This is a genomic window from Haploplasma axanthum, from assembly GCF_900660745.1.
In the GTDB taxonomy this organism is placed as follows: Bacteria; Bacillota_I; Bacilli_A; order Acholeplasmatales; family Acholeplasmataceae; genus Haploplasma; species Haploplasma axanthum.
The window spans coordinates 305,162-322,319 of the sequence record NZ_LR215048.1 but is presented as its reverse complement, the minus strand read 5'-3'; the positions used below and the strand labels follow the sequence as shown (position 1 = coordinate 322,319).

Here is a 17,158-nt window from a genome sequence, read left to right as displayed (position 1 = left end):
TCTTTTACCATCTTGCGTAAAGCATATTTGGAATTCCAAAGCCTTGATAATATTCTTGGTTATAATCTTTGTCAAGATACCAACCTTTAAACTCATAGCCTTCTTTTTCATATGTATAAAGATCGAAACTATAGCCTTCGTAAGCAATTTGATTTGCTACAAAAGTAAAACTTGGATTATTAATAAGCGACATAGGTATATAATTACCTGTTGTGTTAATTCCTAATTGACTTTATGCGTTACTACCGATCCCATAGATATATCCTTCTTTTGTTCCAATAAGTGTATGATAATCACCAAAAACAATATCGTTATATTCATTATTAATTGATGTAGGTAATTCCTTTGGAGTATTCATGCTTGCTGGAAAGCCAAGTCTCCCATAAGCACTATAGCCCCATACATATATCTTATTATCGGTTGTTATTAAAGCACTAGCACTTAAATATCCTGCAAAAATCTTACTAATACTTAAACTTTCTGTATTTGGATTAACAATAGGTATTAACGATCTTACTGTATTTCCTAGTCCTAATTGTCCTTCAGCATTATAACCCCACACATATAATTCGTTTGACTCAAGAAGTGCCATTCCATGATAATCTCCAACTTGATATTCTTTTATTTTATTATTCAAATTCCATATCTACGCTTAAAAAATGAAAAAATGATCCCAATCGGAATCACTCGTGTAAAATATGTTAAAGAGAAGTTTTCAAAATACTTGATGAAGGAAATGGATATATCATGAGTTCAATGGGATTTATTATTGGTTTTATAATTACATTAGTCTATTTTAAGTTAAACTTTAAAACTGGAAAAAGACATTGGTTTGAATATATTATAGCTTCTCTAATCATTGCTACATATGTTTTAATATCCGTATATATCGATTTAGGTGACTATGCACTACCATTTAGTTTAGTTATTCAGATTCTAGTTTTCTATTTTGGTATTAGAATGAGACTATTAGATGCTCTATTCCTAGGTACACTCTATATATTCAACTATTATTCATCAAGAGGAATTGTCCTTTCTGCATACTCATTAATTGTTAATAAAAATATTCAAGAAATATCTTCTTCATCTGCATTAATAGTTATTTCGCATATAACTTCTTTATTATCTTTACTATTATTGATCGCTCTTGTCTTAATATTGAAAAAAGAAAGATTAAAACTTCTATTTTCAGTTCCAAAACAAGTATTCTTTTTGACTTGCTATACATTAATTGAAATTGCTTTTATATATATGGTTAATCAAGGTCGATATATTTTAGATAATAACCTTTGGTATTCTTTGACATACTTCTTTACGAGTTTATTGTCTATAATTGTTTTTTCATACATATTAAGAAATATTTTGAATCTTATTAAGTTAATTGAAAATGAAGTCTATACAGTAAAATTAGAGGAGCAACTTGATATGCAATTAACTCATTATGAAAAGTATCAATCATATATTACTGAGATGGCTAAATTTAAACACGATTACTATAGTGTAATAAAATCAATCCAAACTTATGTATTAAATGCTAAAAATGATGAAGCCCTAACTTTTATAAAAGAAATATTAGCTGAAGAGCAAGAAATAAATATTCCTATTCTTGAGAAAACATCAAATTCATTTATTGTTGATGCTATTATCTTTGATTATTCAAACAAGTGTATACTAAATAACATTAATTTTTCTTCTAACTTGAAATTCCCTAATACTATTAAGTTCACTCAATTAGAACTTATGAAAGTTTTCACAAACATTCTAAGTAATGCATTAGAAGCATCAATTCAATCTCCAATTGATAAAAGATTCATTAAAATTAAAAGTTCTGCCGTTAATAACTGGTTAGTAGTTTCAATATCAAATAATTATTATAATGAAATTATAATTGACAACAATGATTATGTGACAACTAAATCAGATAGAGTATTACATGGTCTTGGATTAAAAATTGTTAATGAGATTATTACTAAAAAAGGTGGATTCACACAAGCATCAGTTAATAAAGAAAGAAAAATTTTTACAATTCAATTATCAATTCCAAAAACTATTGAATGAGGTTAAATACCTCATTTTTTATTAAAAAAAAGTAACCTTTATTAGTTACTTTTTAAAATTCTTCTCGTAAATATCTTTTGCGTATTTTGAATAATCAATTCCATTAACAATAATATCTTTACTAGCGTATTTCTCAACGATTGGATTAAATAGTTCTTCCTCAGCTTTTTTTCTGGCATCAATAGCATCTTTAATATCACTAAATCTACCAAGATTGTAGCATTTTTTCTTAAAAACTATTTGTGCTCTCCATTTTCTTCTAGTTTTATCATAAACTACGCCTTTATGCTTCGATGTATTATTAGAGTTTTGTCTCTTGTTTACTATTATTGCTAGATTTGTACCTTCAACATTTAATGCATTTGAAACCTTGTTTCTCGAATAATCACCTAAATTATCTACTTTTTTAGCACACTCTCTACATCTTGTTACATTACCTCTCTTTAGGTTATCGACTATTACTAATCTCGTTTTTCCACATTCACATCTACATTCATAATATATTGAGTTTTTAGGAGTTCTTTCTTTTGTCGCCCTTACAACTGTTAGAAAACCAAACACTCTTCCAATAATATTATTTTTATTATATCGAAAAGTTTTTGTATTCTTATAATCTGTGCCCATTATAAACTTATTCTTATCAGTTTTATAATATGCCCAATTAGATCCTTGCGTATATCCTGTTTTCATTGTTTTAGATCCAGGATAAAATTCATAATCATTTGTCCCATTACTTATCATAGTATTTTCAAAAATAATATTCTTAAAACTCCCTCCATTTTCAGGATTCCATAAAACACTATTTATAGGACAATATGAAACACCTATTAAGAATCGATCATCATTTATTCCTTCATGGATATTTTCGTATTCAATTTTTATCTTATGTCCTTTTTTTGTTGTTAAATTTAAAAAGTTAATTTCCCAACCATTTTTACTTTTAGTAAATTCAATTTCTAAATCATCAGTACCATAGTATATATTATCATTATTTTTTACCATCTTTGTAATAATAATATCTTCATAGACTTTAAATTCTTTAGGATATTTTCCACCCATATAATACATACATGGTCTTAATATTACTTCATTATTAATTATATTTGCTATTAACCCTAAATCTAATTGATCAACTGATTTATGATTAAAAAGGATATAGGCGTTCCATTTAGTTCTGTCTTTTGCTTCTTCATAAATAGCTTTACTAAAAAGTATTTTAGTTTTAAGTTTCTGATATCCATTTTTGGAAAACATATAATTATATGCACCTGAGTGATATTCTAAGTCAAATGCTTTTGTTGAACTATGATAGTAATTAATCGGAAGTTTAATATACTCTTTTGTTTCTGAATTTATATCAACACCATCATTATTGATATTTTTATAAATCTTACCATCTTGTTTATAAACAATTCTTTCTTGATTACTTAAAACATATGCATTATCTTCTCGTGATGCTATTGAAATTGCTTTATAAAGAGATTTTTCTTGTTTTATAGTATTTTTTATGTAGACTTTATAACTCATTTATTCACCTTTTTCATTCTATGACAAGTAATAATTGTATAACTCGTTTTATTTACCGTTATTATAACATCATTAAACATAATATACCAATTCTTACCTTTTAATTCGATACTACTAAAGGGATTTAAAATTATATCTTTACAATACCAAACAACATCAACATCTAAATTTAGATTCCTTTTAATCCTAGCAATTCCTAGTTCTGTTGTCTTTAACTTACTTATGTTTTCTATTAAAACATTCTTATCCACTTCTACCACTTCTTCCTTAATGCTATATGTTATTTAAATTATATCATTAGTTTGATAGTTTTCTGCTTGAGTAGTAAACATTTTGTAATATAAACCCTCCTTATTTTTCATTAGTTCTTTATGTGATTTAAAATCCTCTAATTCTCCATCATTAATTATTAATACTTTATCACAAAAAACTGATGATGACATTCTATGCGAAATATAAATTGCTGTTTTATTTTTGACTAGTTTATTGAATTCTTCATAGATTGCAGCTTCGGCAAGCGGATCTAATGCACTTGTTGGTTCATCAAGAATTGTTAAATCACTTTTTTTATATAATGCTCTTGCAATAGCAATCTTTTGTTCCTGACCTCCTGATAATTCGATTCCATCTTTATGGTATGCCTTTGAATATTCAGATAATAATCCTTTAGGCATGTCTTTATGGGCGGTAAAATTAATTTCTTCTAAACTTCTTAGTGCCCCCTCATTATCTACTAAATCACCAGTGATATTTTCTAAGAATGAATATGAAAATAACTGATAATCTTGGAATACAGCAGAAATAAAACTAATATACTTTTTTCGATCATACATGTTTATATTAACTCCATTAAGTAGTATTTCACCTTGTGTAGGACTATAAAGTCTTGTTACTAATTTGATTAATGTTGTTTTTCCCGCACCATTTAGTCCTACCACACTTATTTTTTCACCTTTTTCAATCTTAAAATTTAAATTTTTTAAGATAAACTTTTCAGTTCCTGGATATTTGAAACTAACATTTTTAAATTCAATTGTTTCAAATCTCTTAACATTTAACACTCCTTCATTTTCTTCATCTTCAAGTTCTAGAAGTTCTAAAAATGGTTCAATATACGAACTTAATCTTTTTAAACTTAAAATCGAATTAATTAGTTTGCTTATCTCTTTTGTAAGATTCATAACAGTCGTTGTATATAAACTAAATGTTCCAATACTTAAGCTATTTATTATTGATTTATATGCAATATATCCATATGTTAATCCGGATTGCAAATAATTTATTACATCTAATGCCCACATATATAAATTAGATTTTAAATTGAACTTCACAAAATACTTATCTGTTTCATTAATAAATTCACTTTCTCGCTTTTCTAATAATTTATTCATTTTTGAGAAACGATATTCTTTAGCATTTTTATACGATAGTAGTTCTCCAATATAATAACCAAATTTTCTATTAATTGGAATGATTTCATTATAGAACTTCAACTGACTCTTTAAACTTGCTAATACGATTAATACATTTATTATTGCTCCAACTAAAATTACAGCAATAAATATCTTATCAAATGTTATAACAATAATGAATAAACTGGTAATGTTTGTAAGTCCTGATATAAGAACAGTAAATACTTCTAATAATTGAAACAGTGCTCCTTGATTATCATTAGCAAACTTTGCCCGTTGTTTTAGATCTAGATAGTAAGTACTTTCAAGATTCTCATATTTTGTATTCATAAGTTTATATGCCATTAGATGATCTAGTCTTAATGTCATTTTCATTCTACTTACTTTGTTTATTCTAATCAATAAACGATCTAATAGATTCTTTAAAACATTTATTAAAACTAAAATACCCGCAATAACCAGTGTTTGTTCATAGTTCTTGTATTCTAATGATTCAAGTATAAATTTAATACCGTAAATATTAGTTAGCATTGTAAATAAATTAACTAGAGCATTAAACATAATAACTAAATAATATTTAGGATATGCCTTAAAGGTTATTTTGACAAATTTTGATAAAGTCTTAAGCATTTTCGCTTACCTCCTTATAGTACTTTCCTTGAGTCATAAACATTTGATAATATAAACCTTTTTGCTTTAATAGATCATCATGATTACCATATTCAGCCAATCCATTTTCATCAAACAAAGCGATATTATCACAAAATTTTGTGCTAGATAATCTATGAGAAATATATAGTGATGTTTTGTTTTCTGTTAATTTTGAAAAATCTTCATAGATTGAGGCTTCAGCAAGTGCATCTAATGCGCTTGTTGGTTCATCAAGGATTATCATTGAACTTTCTTTATATAATGCACGTGCGATTGCTATTTTTTGATACTCGCCTCCAGATAGTTCTAATCCGTTCTCATTAATAACTCTTAACAATTGTTGATTATAGGCATTTGGTAAGCTTTCGATTTTATTTTTTAAACCAACTTGCTTTAAACAATTAATACCTTTTTCAATACTTTCATCACTATTATCAATTCCAATCACATTTTCTAAAATACTTCCTGCAAAAATCTTATAATCTTGAAATACAATACTAAACATCTCTTGATATGTTTCTCTTTTAAATTCTTTACTATCAATACCATTAATATAAATTGTTCCCTCTGTTGGATAAAAGAGTCCACAAATAAGTTTAACTAGTGTTGTTTTACCAGCTCCATTTATTCCAACTATTGCTAGTTTTTCATTTTTATTAATCTTGAAGTTTAGGTTTCTAAAAATGTACTTATCTGTTTTAGGATATTTGAAGCTTACATTATCAAAAACAATTTCAAGTGATTCTTTAATAGGTTTTTCTTCTCCTCTTTTGTGATAATACTTATCCGTATCCATAAATTCGTAAAAATCTTTTACATATCTTGTCGCTTCCTTAATCTCAGTTAATGAAACGCCCAACCTTCTAAGTTCTGTTGATAAAGTCATTATTGCTACTAAGTACATACTAACATCAGCAAGTGAAATAGCATTTTGATAATACGCATAAATTACTAAGAAATAGCCAACTGCGTCCTGTATTAACAATGATGATAATTCTAATAAAGAACTTTTAAGTTCGAAATTAGCAAGTTTCTTAATCACACTCAAATAATTGCTAGATGCATCTTTATATTTATTTAGAAGTCTGTTTTCTAAACTAAAAACACGAATATCCTTTCCATATTTAAAATCATATGCCGTTTCATAATAATATCCATTTTGTCTTCTTTTATTAGCAAGTTCATCCTTTTTATTATATTTATTTTTAGCAATTCTATTTTTAACATACATACTTACAATCATTGATACAAACGTTGCTAATATTATCAATCCATTTAACCTTGAAATAATAACCCCAGCAATAATAGCAGCAATCGAATACAAGAATATTTGATATGTTAATGTATAACTATATTCATATCCTGAATTATTTGAAGATAGTGCCTCTGATGATGCAGATACATAGTCATGAAAATCACTATCTTCCATATACTCATAATCTATCTCCATATATTTTATATTGAATTTCTCAAACTGCTTTAATCTTACTGCCTGAAATGACGCATAAATATATGAATTACTTACATAATTTATTAATGCAGTAATTATTAACGTTAATGTTACAACTCCTAATATCAATGGTAAATCATTATAATTGTTTTTTTCTATTTCATTTATAATAACTCTTGGTAACACCATCGTTATAAAAGTGATTAGTGAACTTGTTAGTATTCCAAAAAACATTAATAAATATACATATCCTTTATTTTCTTTTTTTAATTCTTTAAATTGTCTTATAATATTTTTAATCATCTTCCTCACCTCGATAATAAAAGTATATAATTAATTTTTTTAAAAGTATATCAAGTATTACTTGAGTTAGTTTTAGGTCCTTATAAAGCCATTTTATTCTATGCTTTTTTATGATATAATATTTTAAAAGAGGTGGACTATGAGATTATTAATTACAGCATTTGATGCTTTTGGAAATGAAAAAGAAAATATTTCTGAAATAGTTTTGTTATCACTAAACGATAAAATTCATAATATAGAATTAGTTAAACATACAATTAAAACAATCTTCAATGAAGATAATATAAAAACATTGATAAATAATATTAAGCCTGACTATTTAATTATGCTTGGAGAAGCACAAAATAGAAAAACTATTTCATTAGAGAAGGTTGCTATTAACTATGTTAATGCAAGAATCCCTGATAACAATAACTTCTCTTTAAAGGATCAATTAATTATAAATAATGCTCCATTAGCATATTTTACGCCATTTGACTTACAAAAAATAAAAAGCAGTATTGATAATCAATTAATTGAAATATCATATACCGCTGGAACATTCGTATGCAATTATACATATTATATTGCCCTTAATCATATTGAAACATCTAATTTTAAAACAAAAGGACTTTTCATTCATCTCCCTAAATTTGGTATTGAAAAAGAAAATCTTGTTACCTTTGTTACAAATATAATTAAGAACTTAGACAATTAGTTTTTATCGACTAATTGTTTTTTAATTACTGCTGTTTTTAATCTTTCTAATGAATCTAATAAAACTTCTTCACTTATAGCAATATTCATTCTTTGATGGTTAATTCCTTCTTCACCAAATGATAATCCATCACTCATAAACAACTTTGCATTTTCTTTCAAGAAAGCATTTAGTTCTTCATGACTTAGATTTAAATCTTTAAAATCAAGCCATGCTAAATAGGTTCCCTCTAACTCATATAATTTAACTTCTTTAATATTATCTTGAAGGTATTTTTTCAAGATTTTTTTGTTATTTTCAATAACTTTAATAAATTCATTTAACCAATCTTCAGCTTTACTATATGCAAGTTCACAAGCAATTAAACTTAATCCGTTATTCATATGAATTCCATGAATATCCATATTCTTAACAAATTTTTCTCTCAAACTGACATTTTTTATTATTGCATTACCAACTTGTAAACCTGCAATATTGAAAGATTTACTTGGTGCAGTTAAAATAATACTATTCCGATTAATTTTAGCAAAAACAGTATGTTCAAAACCTTTCAAAATTAAATCGTGATGAATCTCATCTGAAACGACTAATATATTATTCTTAAGACAAATATTATTTATCTTTACTAACTCATCTCTAGTCCAAACTCTTCCAATCGGATTATGGGGATTACATAATATTAGCATTTTATTATTTGGATTATTTGCTTTTAATTCCAAATCAACAAAATCTATTTTATATCTATCCTTTTCTACTATAAGACTTGTTGTGACAACTTCTCTCTTTGTATCTAAAATGCTTTGTTTAAATCTTGGATATACAGGAGTCATAATTATTACTCCATCGCCAACATTAGTGAATGATTCTATAGCATTATATAAAGCATTTATAACCCCAGGAGTTATAACAATTTCTTCTTGAACAATATGCCAATTATGATTATTACTCATCCACTTAATAATACTTTTATAATAATTACTGCTTGGTTTATTATAACCAAGAATCGCATTTTTCAAATAATTTATGATACCATTTTTTATCTCTGGTGCTAAAAGAAAATCAGCATCTGCAACTGAAAGGGGAAAATTATTATCTAGATTATCTTTTGATTCTCGATCTTCCCATTTATAACTATTAGACTTACTTCTATTTTGACTTTTAAAATTGTAATTCATTCGAACACCTTCTTTACATTTATTTTATCATTTTAAAACTAAAGAAAAAAGCATTATTTAAATGCTTTTAATCCAACTTATTAATAAGAACTTCTATTTTTAGTCAAATATTACTTATATTTATTGGTATTAAATACCTTCATTAATATATACAAAAGACTGTGGTGCAAAACTAATTCCATAATATTCTAAATCTCTTGGCTCAGCAAATCTCCTTATTTTCCCTAGTTTATACGCATAAGCAACTTTTCTATTCTCAAAATACTTTGTGTATGCATCTAATTCTATTCCTGAATATGTTTTTGTTTCTTCCCATAAATCTTCAGGAGTCATTTCTAAAACTTCGATAATTTCTACTTCTGCAACTACTTTTTTAGTTGGAAATGTTGAGTAGATAATTAATTTATTTATGTCTTGCTTTGCTGCTTTCGTTCTAAACTCATATTTTTTAGATCCATCTAGTATTCTAGCAACATATTGTGGATTAATAGATATTAGTATTTTTTTCATTTTCTGTCACCAAACCTTCTTTTATTATTCTATCATAATCATTAGAACTTATCTTCATAAAAGTTCTTGGGCCGAGATTTTCTTCAACTATTTTTAACTTATAAAGTTGACTAAGACTAATCTTTTTTTTAAGAGTTTTATAGTTTAACAATTTAACTATTAATTGCCATTTTTTATCCTCATATAAAACCTTTAAGTTATCCTTACTAAAAACTGATTTATTACTACAAATTTTTAAATACTCATCTAAATTTTTTGATTTAATAATCTCTTGTACAATTGCAAATCCAGTTATAACAGAACTATATCTTTTAGGAAATCTTTCACCCATTCTATATATCAATACAATATCACCTGGTTTTGGACCACTATATAATCCAGTCACGTATATTTTTTCAATTGAATAACGATGTGCTAGATTTTCTTTATACAAGTTCATATTCTCATTCTTTAAAATTGAATCTGGGAACAAATCAGTATGATATTTTGAATCAATTGGTAAAAAATAATAGTTTGGATTATTTCTTATTATTGGAAAATTATACTTTGGATCTTTTTCCTCATCATATAATCTCATTTCTTTAACTAAAACAATTTCTCCAGACACTTTATATCCGTGAAACTTAAATCCCCAGTGACTCATAAATTCTCTTAAATGCACAACCCCTTCTCTTTTATCCTTAAACATAGTTACGTATATCTCATCAACCTTATTATTCATCGCATTATCAATAATAATTTTTAAAAATCTTTCTCCTAATCTAAATCCGCTTCGATTGATTTTGAAAGTTCCAATTTTCAATCTTTTTTTAGGTAAAAATCTTGGTTCAATATCCAAATATTCTTCATTTTGATTCTCAATCTTTAAATACAAAAAGCCCATAATCTTATTTTTCGATTCAAAAACATAGGCTTTTTCATCTTTCTTTCTTTTATACCAATTATCAAATTCCTTATAATCTTCTTTTAAAGTATCAAAGAATATGTCTTCAATTGATATTTCTTCAAACTTTTTTAGTTTAACAGATAGAATATCATAATCAATTAATTCCTTATAATCATTTTCAACTTTAAAAAGAAATTCTGCTAAAGTAAATACTTTATCCCTTAAATATAAATCAATTGATTGCCTAACTATATCATCATTGTTAGTTATCAAATAATCGATATCACCATTATATAATGGTAACAAACACATACTCTCAACAAACTTATTTGAATCACTTAAATATCTTTTTACCACAGTAGTGTAAAACTTATCTGCATTTTCGCTAATAATAGCATTAAAGTATTTATCTATATGTTCCTTTTTTATTTTTGTGTTTTTTATAATTTCTTCTCTACTACGCGAATCTATAAATTTTGACACTTTAAGTTTTTCCAGCCATTTATATAGTGATTTATTTTCAAACCCTGTATTATTACCATTTTCATGCTGTATTACTATATCTATATCAAGTAATATTTTTGATTTTTCGATAGTTTCAACAATTGGTTCAATATTAAAAACAACTATACCATACTTTAAAACTAATTTATTATCATAATAAGTTTCCATTTCATTAAGTATTTCATCATATTTAAGTTTTGTAAATTCAAATTGTTTTTTCCAACTATCTTTTAATGCATCTTCCCATGATAAAAAGTGTTCAACATCTATAACTTTTACTCTAACAAAGCCACCAATACTCTTTTAGCAGCAAATAATAATACATCACCTATTTTTATTTTTTGTCTTTCTTCATCATATAATCTATATTCTTTAGTCTTAATTCTATTCTTTATAGGCATTATATATTTATCTTGAATTTTCATTTTATAGTTCATTTTCATTCCCCATTTCAAGCTAATTATAACATACTTTATTAGTTATTAATGATTATTTATACTAATATTTTAATAAAAAAAATATATTTTATAAATTTTTTTATTAAAAACAAAATGATTGAAAATTTAACTTTTTTTTGAGAAAATCATTCAAATCTATGAACTAGCTAACCACTAAATCTTATTAAATAATTTTAATAACCTATAAATCTTTTCTAAATTCTTATTTATTAAAATCAAACTGAACATTATAGATTTTTGCGAACATATCATTATTTTCTAATATTTTTTTATTTAGACCTTATTCTAGCATTTTAAAACTAAAGAAAAAAGCATTATTTAAATGCTTTTAATCCAACTTATTAAAAAATGATATACCAACCGATCCCAATCCAAGATGAGCTGCAAAGACACTTCCAATTGTTTCAAAGAAAAAGTTTGTACATCCAACTTCTTCTCTTAATAATCTTTCGACTTCCTTAGCTAGTTCAATATTATTAGCATAGCTAATTCCAATTAATTGATCTTTATCAGTTATTACTTTTCTAGCTTCCTTTACCAATTCTTTTAATGTTCGTTTTAATCCAATAACATTTTTAAAAGTTTCAATCTTACCATCTTGAATCTTAAGGATTGGATGAATACTTAAGACGCTTGCTGTGATTGCTTTTAATCTTGATACTCTTCCACCTTTAACCAACTGATTCAAGTCATTAACAACAAATAAGAATCCTGTTTTAGTTGTTAGTTCTTTAGTGTATTCAACAACCTCTTCAAATGTTGATCCTGATTTAATCTTATCAATCATTTTATAAATTACAATTGTTGTTGATAAAGAGCCGGTTTTAGAATCGATTATGCTTGCTTTTAAACTAGGATATTCTTCCTTTACATCATTTAAAACCATTTGTAAAAAGTCGTATGTTCCAGACATTTTTTTAGAAAATGCAACGCAAATAAATTCTTGATTTGTTTTAGCATATTCTACAAAAGTATTGTACGCATCTTCATATCTTGGCAATGATGTTTTAATTGGTTTTCCTTGCTTAATGGCATCATATACAACTTTAGAATCAACTGTTGTTTTATCTAAATACTCAATGTTATCCATTAAGACTTGTAGTGGTATCATTTTTATATCATTGCTTTTAATATAGTCTTCTGACAAGTCACATGTACTATCTATAATTACTTTTATCATAAATATCAAACTCCCATATAATTTCGTATGTAATTATTATACTATTTGAACGGTATTTTTCAAATAAACTATTTAAAACCCGAAAAGTAGAGAAAAAAAATCACTCTACTAAAAGTAGAATGACTATTTATCTTACAATAGTGTCAATAGCGTTGATTGCCGTTTCAAGAAAACTTTTTTCACTCCAAGTATTAACTTTGAAGAACATTGCACTACTACCTCCAGTAGCAACTGCACTTACAAAAATTCTATCACCATCTCCTAAAACAGTTATTGTCAAACTAGATCGGTTACCCCCAAAATATGCATATCGTTCATACGCTCTAACTGCTAATCTAATATCACCATTTCGATATATTGAGTTTTCTTCGTATGAAATGGTTGAACTTCTACTCATAACAACATCGTGAATATGTGAAACAACCTTATCAAAATCTCCTATTCCTCTTTTTTCATACTTAGCCATATTAAACACCCCTTTTTCATTTATTCATATAGTGAAACTTTAGTATAATCAACACATTTTTTCTCTTCATCCCAATAATGAATTCTTTCAAAAGTTCCCTCTCTAAAATAAAATGGTAACCTTGTCTTGATATCTTTTTGCATTTCAAGATTTTCTATTTCATCAATACTCCACCATTTTGGATTTCCTTCACGAGATTCATGAATTATTTCACCACTAAAATCATCACAAACAAAATCATAAAAAACAAATTGTTCTCTTTTAATTGGATTAATAAATCCTGAAATTCCTTTTAACTTTAAATTTTTTACCGTTAATCCTGTTTCCTCTTTTACTTCACGAATTGCAGCTTCAGTAAATGTTTCTGGGAAATCCACTTTTCCTCCTGGTGGTATCCACCCTTTGAAATTATCGTGTTTACGATCTAATAATAGAATTTTATCATCTTTAATTATACAAATATTTACCCAATTTTTTATTGTAACATCACTTATGTTATCACCAAATTTATTATACACTATCTTGAAGCATAACTTACCATTGAATTGTCAATAACCATTTGATAATTAGCATTTGTGTATTTTATAATTACTTCTTTATATATACTTATCGTGAAACCTATTAATGCTCCTAAAACAATTGGTTCTATTTTTTTAGGAATTAAAACTAATCCTTGGTGTAAAAACAAAACTACAACTGATGCTAAAAGTATTCTTATTAGGTTCTTTGTTTTCATATTAAACTCTATTATTGTTATTAACATTCCAATTCCAACCAAAAACATTATTGTACTATATAAAATTGCATATCCCATAAATCCTCTTTCTTCAATAAAATTATTACGTAAAAAAGAATCAGTTAATAAATTAAGTTTATCTGCTATAAAGTAAACTAACAATGAAACTAAAACCATTAAGGAAAATGTCACTATTAATCTAATGATTGTTTTACGTCTAGTATACCTAAGAAGAATTGCTTCTCTAACCATATTTTTAGCTGCATATCCTATAATTAAGACAATAAATACATAAATATTGATAAACATTTCAAAAGCTCTATCTGTATCATTGTCTAAATTGAACATTACTAACAACATTAAATAAACTGAGACTACAAAAATATCTATTTTTAGAATTGTTTGTAAATTTTTCTTCTTCATTTTATCTTACCTCATTTCTTGTAAGTATTTCAAAAAGTAATTCAAGAGACGGTTTATCTTTTAAACCTTCAGATACTTTAATTGCATCTTCACTTTTTAACAATACCTTAATATAAGTATTTGTTTTTTCAATTATCCTATAATCAAAATTATAAATTTCACTTTTATCTTTATATGTATAAACAATATAATCATTAAGAATTGTTTGATAACTATCATCAAGGATAATCTCGTTCTTATGAATCAGCTTAACTTCATCAAAAATTTCTTTTGTATTTGAAAAAACATTTGTTGAAATAATAATTGTTTTAGGATTTTCTTGTTGATCAAGTAATATTTGTTCATAAAAGATGTTTTTCTTTTCATCATCCATTCCAAGTTCAACTTCATCAAATATTATCACTCTTGTAGAAATTGATAACCCAACAATTGCATAAAAGATTGATGCTTCTCCTCTTGATAGCTTATTCATTTTTTTATTTGGATCAAGATTAAAAATATTAAGAAGATTAATTGCTTTTTCAATATCAAATCTGCTATTATTTTTTTTAAAAATCTTTAAACCTTTTTTCACCTTATTACCATATAATATTGGATATACACTTCTAACGGTTGCAATCTCATCTAAAACTTTTTCATTTTCAAAAATTAATGAATCATCAAATGTAATTATCCCGCTATTAGTAACAAGCAAAGTATTAATCAGTGAAATAAGTGTAGTTTTACCACTACCATTTCTACCAATTAATCCCGTTATTTTATTTGTTTTGAATGTTGTTGTTAGATCATTAAAAATAATTTTATCTTTAGTGTATCCAAAACTAACTTTATCTACTTTTATCATTCTTCATAATCTCCTTATATCTTTTAGGTATCGTATTTAGAATTAATAAAACTGAAGGAATAATTATTAAAAGCAGAATTGGATATATCAAAATAAAATCTTTACTACCTTCAATTATTGTAGTTCCAAATAGTATTGCAATAATAAATATAATCCATAAATCAAATACTAAAAACATATAAAATGGTTTAGTTGCCTTAGCTACAGTATTCATAAACTTAAACATTACTAATGAAATTAATGACAGCATAGTAAGTACCATAAGTTCTGTTCTTATAAGTGCTAATAATAATTCTTGAAACGAATAAGTGGAATTTAAACTATTTTTATAGTTTATAAAAGTTATTAAAGCAAATATACTATTAATTAGAAGTCTCACTAAAAGCATAATTCCCATAATGCTTAATCCAATCTTATATACATCTCTTCTAGCATATCCATACTTATTTAATTTGTTTACTTTAAATGATAAGTGAGAGACAAAAAAAGTTCCTAAAAGAGCAGTAGTAAGATAAACACCATTAAAAACCTCATAAATATTTTCAGAAGATTCTTTAAAGCTTAAAAAAAGATTTGCCGCTAGAAATATAGAAAGAATAAAATATCCTATTAATGAATCAAAGAATTCTTTTTTAATTAATTTTTTATCCATTATTCTTCACCTTCAAATTTCTTTAATTCTATTTTTTTATCTTTAATATTTAATTCATAATCAATAATAACTGATATCTCTTTTTTAAGTTCTGTTGAAACTATAATTATTCCACCATCATCTTTTTTAGTTAGTAATAGTTGATTATATTTTTTTCTAACATGGTAATCCATACCATGATAAATTCCATCAAGTAATATGATCTCCCTTTTAGTTGCTAGTCCTATAACACCTATAACACAAGCTTTTTGCCCTAAAGACATCTTATCTATACTTTGTTTTAATGGTACTTCAAAATCATTTAAATACTTGATTGCTAAATCAACATCAAATTCTTTAATATACTTTGATATGTTTTCATAGTACTTCATTGGGTTATCAAATACTTGTCTTAGTAAAATAAACTGTTCATTCAAATATAAAACCTTTAACATTTTACTCGTGTTTTCATATACTAGTTCGTTATCAACTTTAACATACCCAAAAGTTGATACTATATCACCAGATATCGCCTTTAATAAAAGGCTTTTTCCTGTTCCATTAGCACCAAACAATCCATATATTCCAGAATCAATTGATAAATTAGTTGTTTCAATTAACTCATTCTTTTTTATCTTGAATCCAAAATCAATTAATTCAATTCTCATCGTTATTTACCTTCCCATCTAAAAAACTTTTTATTTCATTGATTGATATACCTAAAAGATCCGCCTCTTTTTTTAAAGGGTTAATAAACTCTTCAAGAAAAAGTTTTTTTCTTTTTTCATAAATAATTTTTTTAGCATCCAAACTAACATACATCCCAATTCCACGCTTCTTATAAATTATTTCCTCATCTACAAGAAGATTAATTGCTTTTAAGACAGTAATATGATTAACGTTATATTCACTAGATATAGTTGTTGTTGATGGAACTTGTTCATCTTCTTTCAAAATATCTTTTAAGATCATATTTTCAATCATCTCTTTAATTGTTATATAGATTGGTTTATTATTATCTATTATCAAATTTTCCCCTCCTCATATAGTCATATATATAAGTATATAACCTTGAGGTATAATTGTCAATAAAAAAATGATAATCTTAACGACTATCATTAATAAAATCAAATTTATTCAAAACACGTTTGTCTTTTGAATCTAGATTATACACTAAAACTTAAAATGATCTATATCAAATATATGCATATGGATCGACAAATAAATCTTTATTTTCATAAAGATTT

General features: G+C 25.6%; 20 protein-coding genes. 2 read left to right on the top strand and 18 right to left on the bottom strand.

The window, feature by feature from the left end; all coding sequences use genetic code 11:
* Positions 1 to 4 precede the first annotated feature (4 nt).
* Entirely contained in the window at positions 5 to 193 is a 189-nt protein-coding gene (locus EXC62_RS01560; protein WP_026390115.1) for an InlB B-repeat-containing protein, read from the bottom strand.
* 39 nt (positions 194 to 232) lie between these two features.
* Positions 233 to 637: an RCC1 domain-containing protein gene (locus EXC62_RS01555; protein ID WP_129747421.1), complete on the bottom strand. Its 405-nt coding sequence runs from the start codon at positions 635 to 637 to the stop codon at positions 233 to 235.
* Between the two features lie 110 nt (positions 638 to 747).
* On the opposite strand from EXC62_RS01555, the gene EXC62_RS01550 reads away from it, so the two are divergent.
* Positions 748 to 2,058, top strand: a complete 1,311-nt coding sequence (locus tag EXC62_RS01550; RefSeq protein ID WP_162140111.1) for a sensor histidine kinase — start codon at positions 748 to 750, stop codon at positions 2,056 to 2,058.
* A 45-nt stretch (positions 2,059 to 2,103) separates the two neighbouring features.
* Here EXC62_RS01550 and EXC62_RS01545 read toward each other — a convergent pair whose 3' ends face one another.
* The 4 genes from EXC62_RS01545 to EXC62_RS01530 are packed head-to-tail and all read right to left on the bottom strand — an operon-like array spanning position 2,104 to position 7,401.
* Positions 2,104 to 3,585: an AP2 domain-containing protein gene (locus EXC62_RS01545; protein ID WP_035375569.1), complete on the bottom strand. Its 1,482-nt coding sequence runs from the start codon at positions 3,583 to 3,585 to the stop codon at positions 2,104 to 2,106.
* The gene (locus EXC62_RS01540) at positions 3,582 to 3,836 is read right to left on the bottom strand and encodes a DUF3781 domain-containing protein (RefSeq protein WP_197724322.1); all 255 of its coding nucleotides are present in this window, start codon (positions 3,834 to 3,836) and stop codon (positions 3,582 to 3,584) included. The genes EXC62_RS01545 and EXC62_RS01540 overlap by 4 nt, the downstream gene beginning before the upstream one ends.
* A gap of 33 nt (positions 3,837 to 3,869) precedes the next feature.
* On the bottom strand, positions 3,870 to 5,627 hold the full coding sequence (locus EXC62_RS01535) for an ABC transporter ATP-binding protein (RefSeq protein WP_052589695.1): 1,758 nt from the start codon (positions 5,625 to 5,627) through the stop codon (positions 3,870 to 3,872).
* Complete coding sequence (locus tag EXC62_RS01530; RefSeq protein WP_052589697.1) at positions 5,620 to 7,401, bottom strand: ABC transporter ATP-binding protein; 1,782 nt, start codon at positions 7,399 to 7,401, stop codon at positions 5,620 to 5,622. Before EXC62_RS01530 ends, EXC62_RS01535 begins: the two co-directional genes overlap by 8 nt.
* A gap of 139 nt (positions 7,402 to 7,540) precedes the next feature.
* Here EXC62_RS01530 and EXC62_RS01525 point away from each other — a divergent pair, with 139 nt between their 5' ends.
* Positions 7,541 to 8,098 carry a pyroglutamyl-peptidase I gene (locus tag EXC62_RS01525; protein ID WP_035375570.1) on the top strand — a complete coding sequence of 186 codons (558 nt, stop codon included), beginning with the start codon at positions 7,541 to 7,543 and terminating at the stop codon, positions 8,096 to 8,098.
* Here EXC62_RS01525 and EXC62_RS01520 read toward each other — a convergent pair.
* The 12 genes from EXC62_RS01520 to EXC62_RS01470 all read right to left on the bottom strand — a co-directional run bounded on the left by EXC62_RS01520 (position 8,095) and on the right by EXC62_RS01470 (position 16,940).
* Positions 8,095 to 9,273, bottom strand: a complete 1,179-nt coding sequence (locus EXC62_RS01520) for a MalY/PatB family protein (RefSeq protein ID WP_026390120.1) — start codon at positions 9,271 to 9,273, stop codon at positions 8,095 to 8,097. The genes EXC62_RS01525 and EXC62_RS01520 overlap by 4 nt on opposite strands.
* A gap of 129 nt (positions 9,274 to 9,402) precedes the next feature.
* On the bottom strand, positions 9,403 to 9,783 hold the full coding sequence (locus EXC62_RS01515; protein WP_026390121.1) for an ASCH domain-containing protein: 381 nt from the start codon (positions 9,781 to 9,783) through the stop codon (positions 9,403 to 9,405).
* The gene (locus tag EXC62_RS01510) at positions 9,758 to 11,341 is read right to left on the bottom strand and encodes a PIN domain-containing protein (RefSeq protein ID WP_052589700.1); all 1,584 of its coding nucleotides are present in this window, start codon (positions 11,339 to 11,341) and stop codon (positions 9,758 to 9,760) included. The genes EXC62_RS01515 and EXC62_RS01510 overlap by 26 nt, the downstream gene beginning before the upstream one ends.
* A gap of 107 nt (positions 11,342 to 11,448) precedes the next feature.
* Complete coding sequence (locus EXC62_RS08780) at positions 11,449 to 11,610, bottom strand: ASCH domain-containing protein (protein WP_156907455.1); 162 nt, start codon at positions 11,608 to 11,610, stop codon at positions 11,449 to 11,451.
* A gap of 349 nt (positions 11,611 to 11,959) precedes the next feature.
* Positions 11,960 to 12,811, bottom strand: a complete 852-nt coding sequence (locus EXC62_RS01505) for a DegV family protein (protein WP_026390122.1) — start codon at positions 12,809 to 12,811, stop codon at positions 11,960 to 11,962.
* A 127-nt stretch (positions 12,812 to 12,938) separates the two neighbouring features.
* A complete protein-coding gene (locus tag EXC62_RS01500) occupies positions 12,939 to 13,277 on the bottom strand; it encodes a DUF6054 family protein (protein ID WP_026390123.1) in 339 nt (112 codons plus the stop codon).
* Between the two features lie 20 nt (positions 13,278 to 13,297).
* Complete coding sequence (locus EXC62_RS01495) at positions 13,298 to 13,795, bottom strand: 8-oxo-dGTP diphosphatase (RefSeq protein WP_197724321.1); 498 nt, start codon at positions 13,793 to 13,795, stop codon at positions 13,298 to 13,300.
* On the bottom strand, positions 13,795 to 14,436 hold the full coding sequence (locus EXC62_RS01490) for a hypothetical protein (protein WP_026390125.1): 642 nt from the start codon (positions 14,434 to 14,436) through the stop codon (positions 13,795 to 13,797). Before EXC62_RS01490 ends, EXC62_RS01495 begins: the two co-directional genes overlap by 1 nt.
* Position 14,437: 1 nt before the next feature.
* The gene (locus tag EXC62_RS01485) at positions 14,438 to 15,280 is read right to left on the bottom strand and encodes an ATP-binding cassette domain-containing protein (protein ID WP_026390126.1); all 843 of its coding nucleotides are present in this window, start codon (positions 15,278 to 15,280) and stop codon (positions 14,438 to 14,440) included.
* The gene (locus EXC62_RS01480; protein ID WP_026390127.1) at positions 15,264 to 15,932 is read right to left on the bottom strand and encodes a hypothetical protein; all 669 of its coding nucleotides are present in this window, start codon (positions 15,930 to 15,932) and stop codon (positions 15,264 to 15,266) included. Before EXC62_RS01480 ends, EXC62_RS01485 begins: the two co-directional genes overlap by 17 nt.
* The gene (locus EXC62_RS01475) at positions 15,932 to 16,579 is read right to left on the bottom strand and encodes an ATP-binding cassette domain-containing protein (RefSeq protein WP_026390128.1); all 648 of its coding nucleotides are present in this window, start codon (positions 16,577 to 16,579) and stop codon (positions 15,932 to 15,934) included. The genes EXC62_RS01480 and EXC62_RS01475 overlap by 1 nt, the downstream gene beginning before the upstream one ends.
* Positions 16,569 to 16,940, bottom strand: a complete 372-nt coding sequence (locus tag EXC62_RS01470) for a GntR family transcriptional regulator (RefSeq protein ID WP_197724320.1) — start codon at positions 16,938 to 16,940, stop codon at positions 16,569 to 16,571. The genes EXC62_RS01475 and EXC62_RS01470 overlap by 11 nt, the downstream gene beginning before the upstream one ends.
* Positions 16,941 to 17,158 lie beyond the last annotated feature (218 nt).

Coding starts and splice junctions, on each gene's coding strand:
- EXC62_RS01560 (WP_026390115.1), bottom strand. CDS start 193: ATGTCGCTTATTAATAATCCAAGTTTTACTTTTGTAGCAAATCAAATT.
- EXC62_RS01550 (WP_162140111.1), top strand. CDS start 748: ATGAGTTCAATGGGATTTATTATTGGTTTTATAATTACATTAGTCTAT.
- EXC62_RS01545 (WP_035375569.1), bottom strand. CDS start 3,585: ATGAGTTATAAAGTCTACATAAAAAATACTATAAAACAAGAAAAATCT.
- EXC62_RS01535 (WP_052589695.1), bottom strand. CDS start 5,627: ATGCTTAAGACTTTATCAAAATTTGTCAAAATAACCTTTAAGGCATAT.
- EXC62_RS01530 (WP_052589697.1), bottom strand. CDS start 7,401: ATGATTAAAAATATTATAAGACAATTTAAAGAATTAAAAAAAGAAAAT.
- EXC62_RS01525 (WP_035375570.1), top strand. CDS start 7,541: ATGAGATTATTAATTACAGCATTTGATGCTTTTGGAAATGAAAAAGAA.
- EXC62_RS01520 (WP_026390120.1), bottom strand. CDS start 9,273: ATGAATTACAATTTTAAAAGTCAAAATAGAAGTAAGTCTAATAGTTAT.
- EXC62_RS01515 (WP_026390121.1), bottom strand. CDS start 9,783: ATGAAAAAAATACTAATATCTATTAATCCACAATATGTTGCTAGAATA.
- EXC62_RS01510 (WP_052589700.1), bottom strand. CDS start 11,341: ATGGAAACTTATTATGATAATAAATTAGTTTTAAAGTATGGTATAGTT.
- EXC62_RS08780 (WP_156907455.1), bottom strand. CDS start 11,610: ATGAACTATAAAATGAAAATTCAAGATAAATATATAATGCCTATAAAG.
- EXC62_RS01505 (WP_026390122.1), bottom strand. CDS start 12,811: ATGATAAAAGTAATTATAGATAGTACATGTGACTTGTCAGAAGACTAT.
- EXC62_RS01500 (WP_026390123.1), bottom strand. CDS start 13,277: ATGGCTAAGTATGAAAAAAGAGGAATAGGAGATTTTGATAAGGTTGTT.
- EXC62_RS01490 (WP_026390125.1), bottom strand. CDS start 14,436: ATGAAGAAGAAAAATTTACAAACAATTCTAAAAATAGATATTTTTGTA.
- EXC62_RS01485 (WP_026390126.1), bottom strand. CDS start 15,280: ATGATAAAAGTAGATAAAGTTAGTTTTGGATACACTAAAGATAAAATT.
- EXC62_RS01480 (WP_026390127.1), bottom strand. CDS start 15,932: ATGGATAAAAAATTAATTAAAAAAGAATTCTTTGATTCATTAATAGGA.
- EXC62_RS01475 (WP_026390128.1), bottom strand. CDS start 16,579: ATGAGAATTGAATTAATTGATTTTGGATTCAAGATAAAAAAGAATGAG.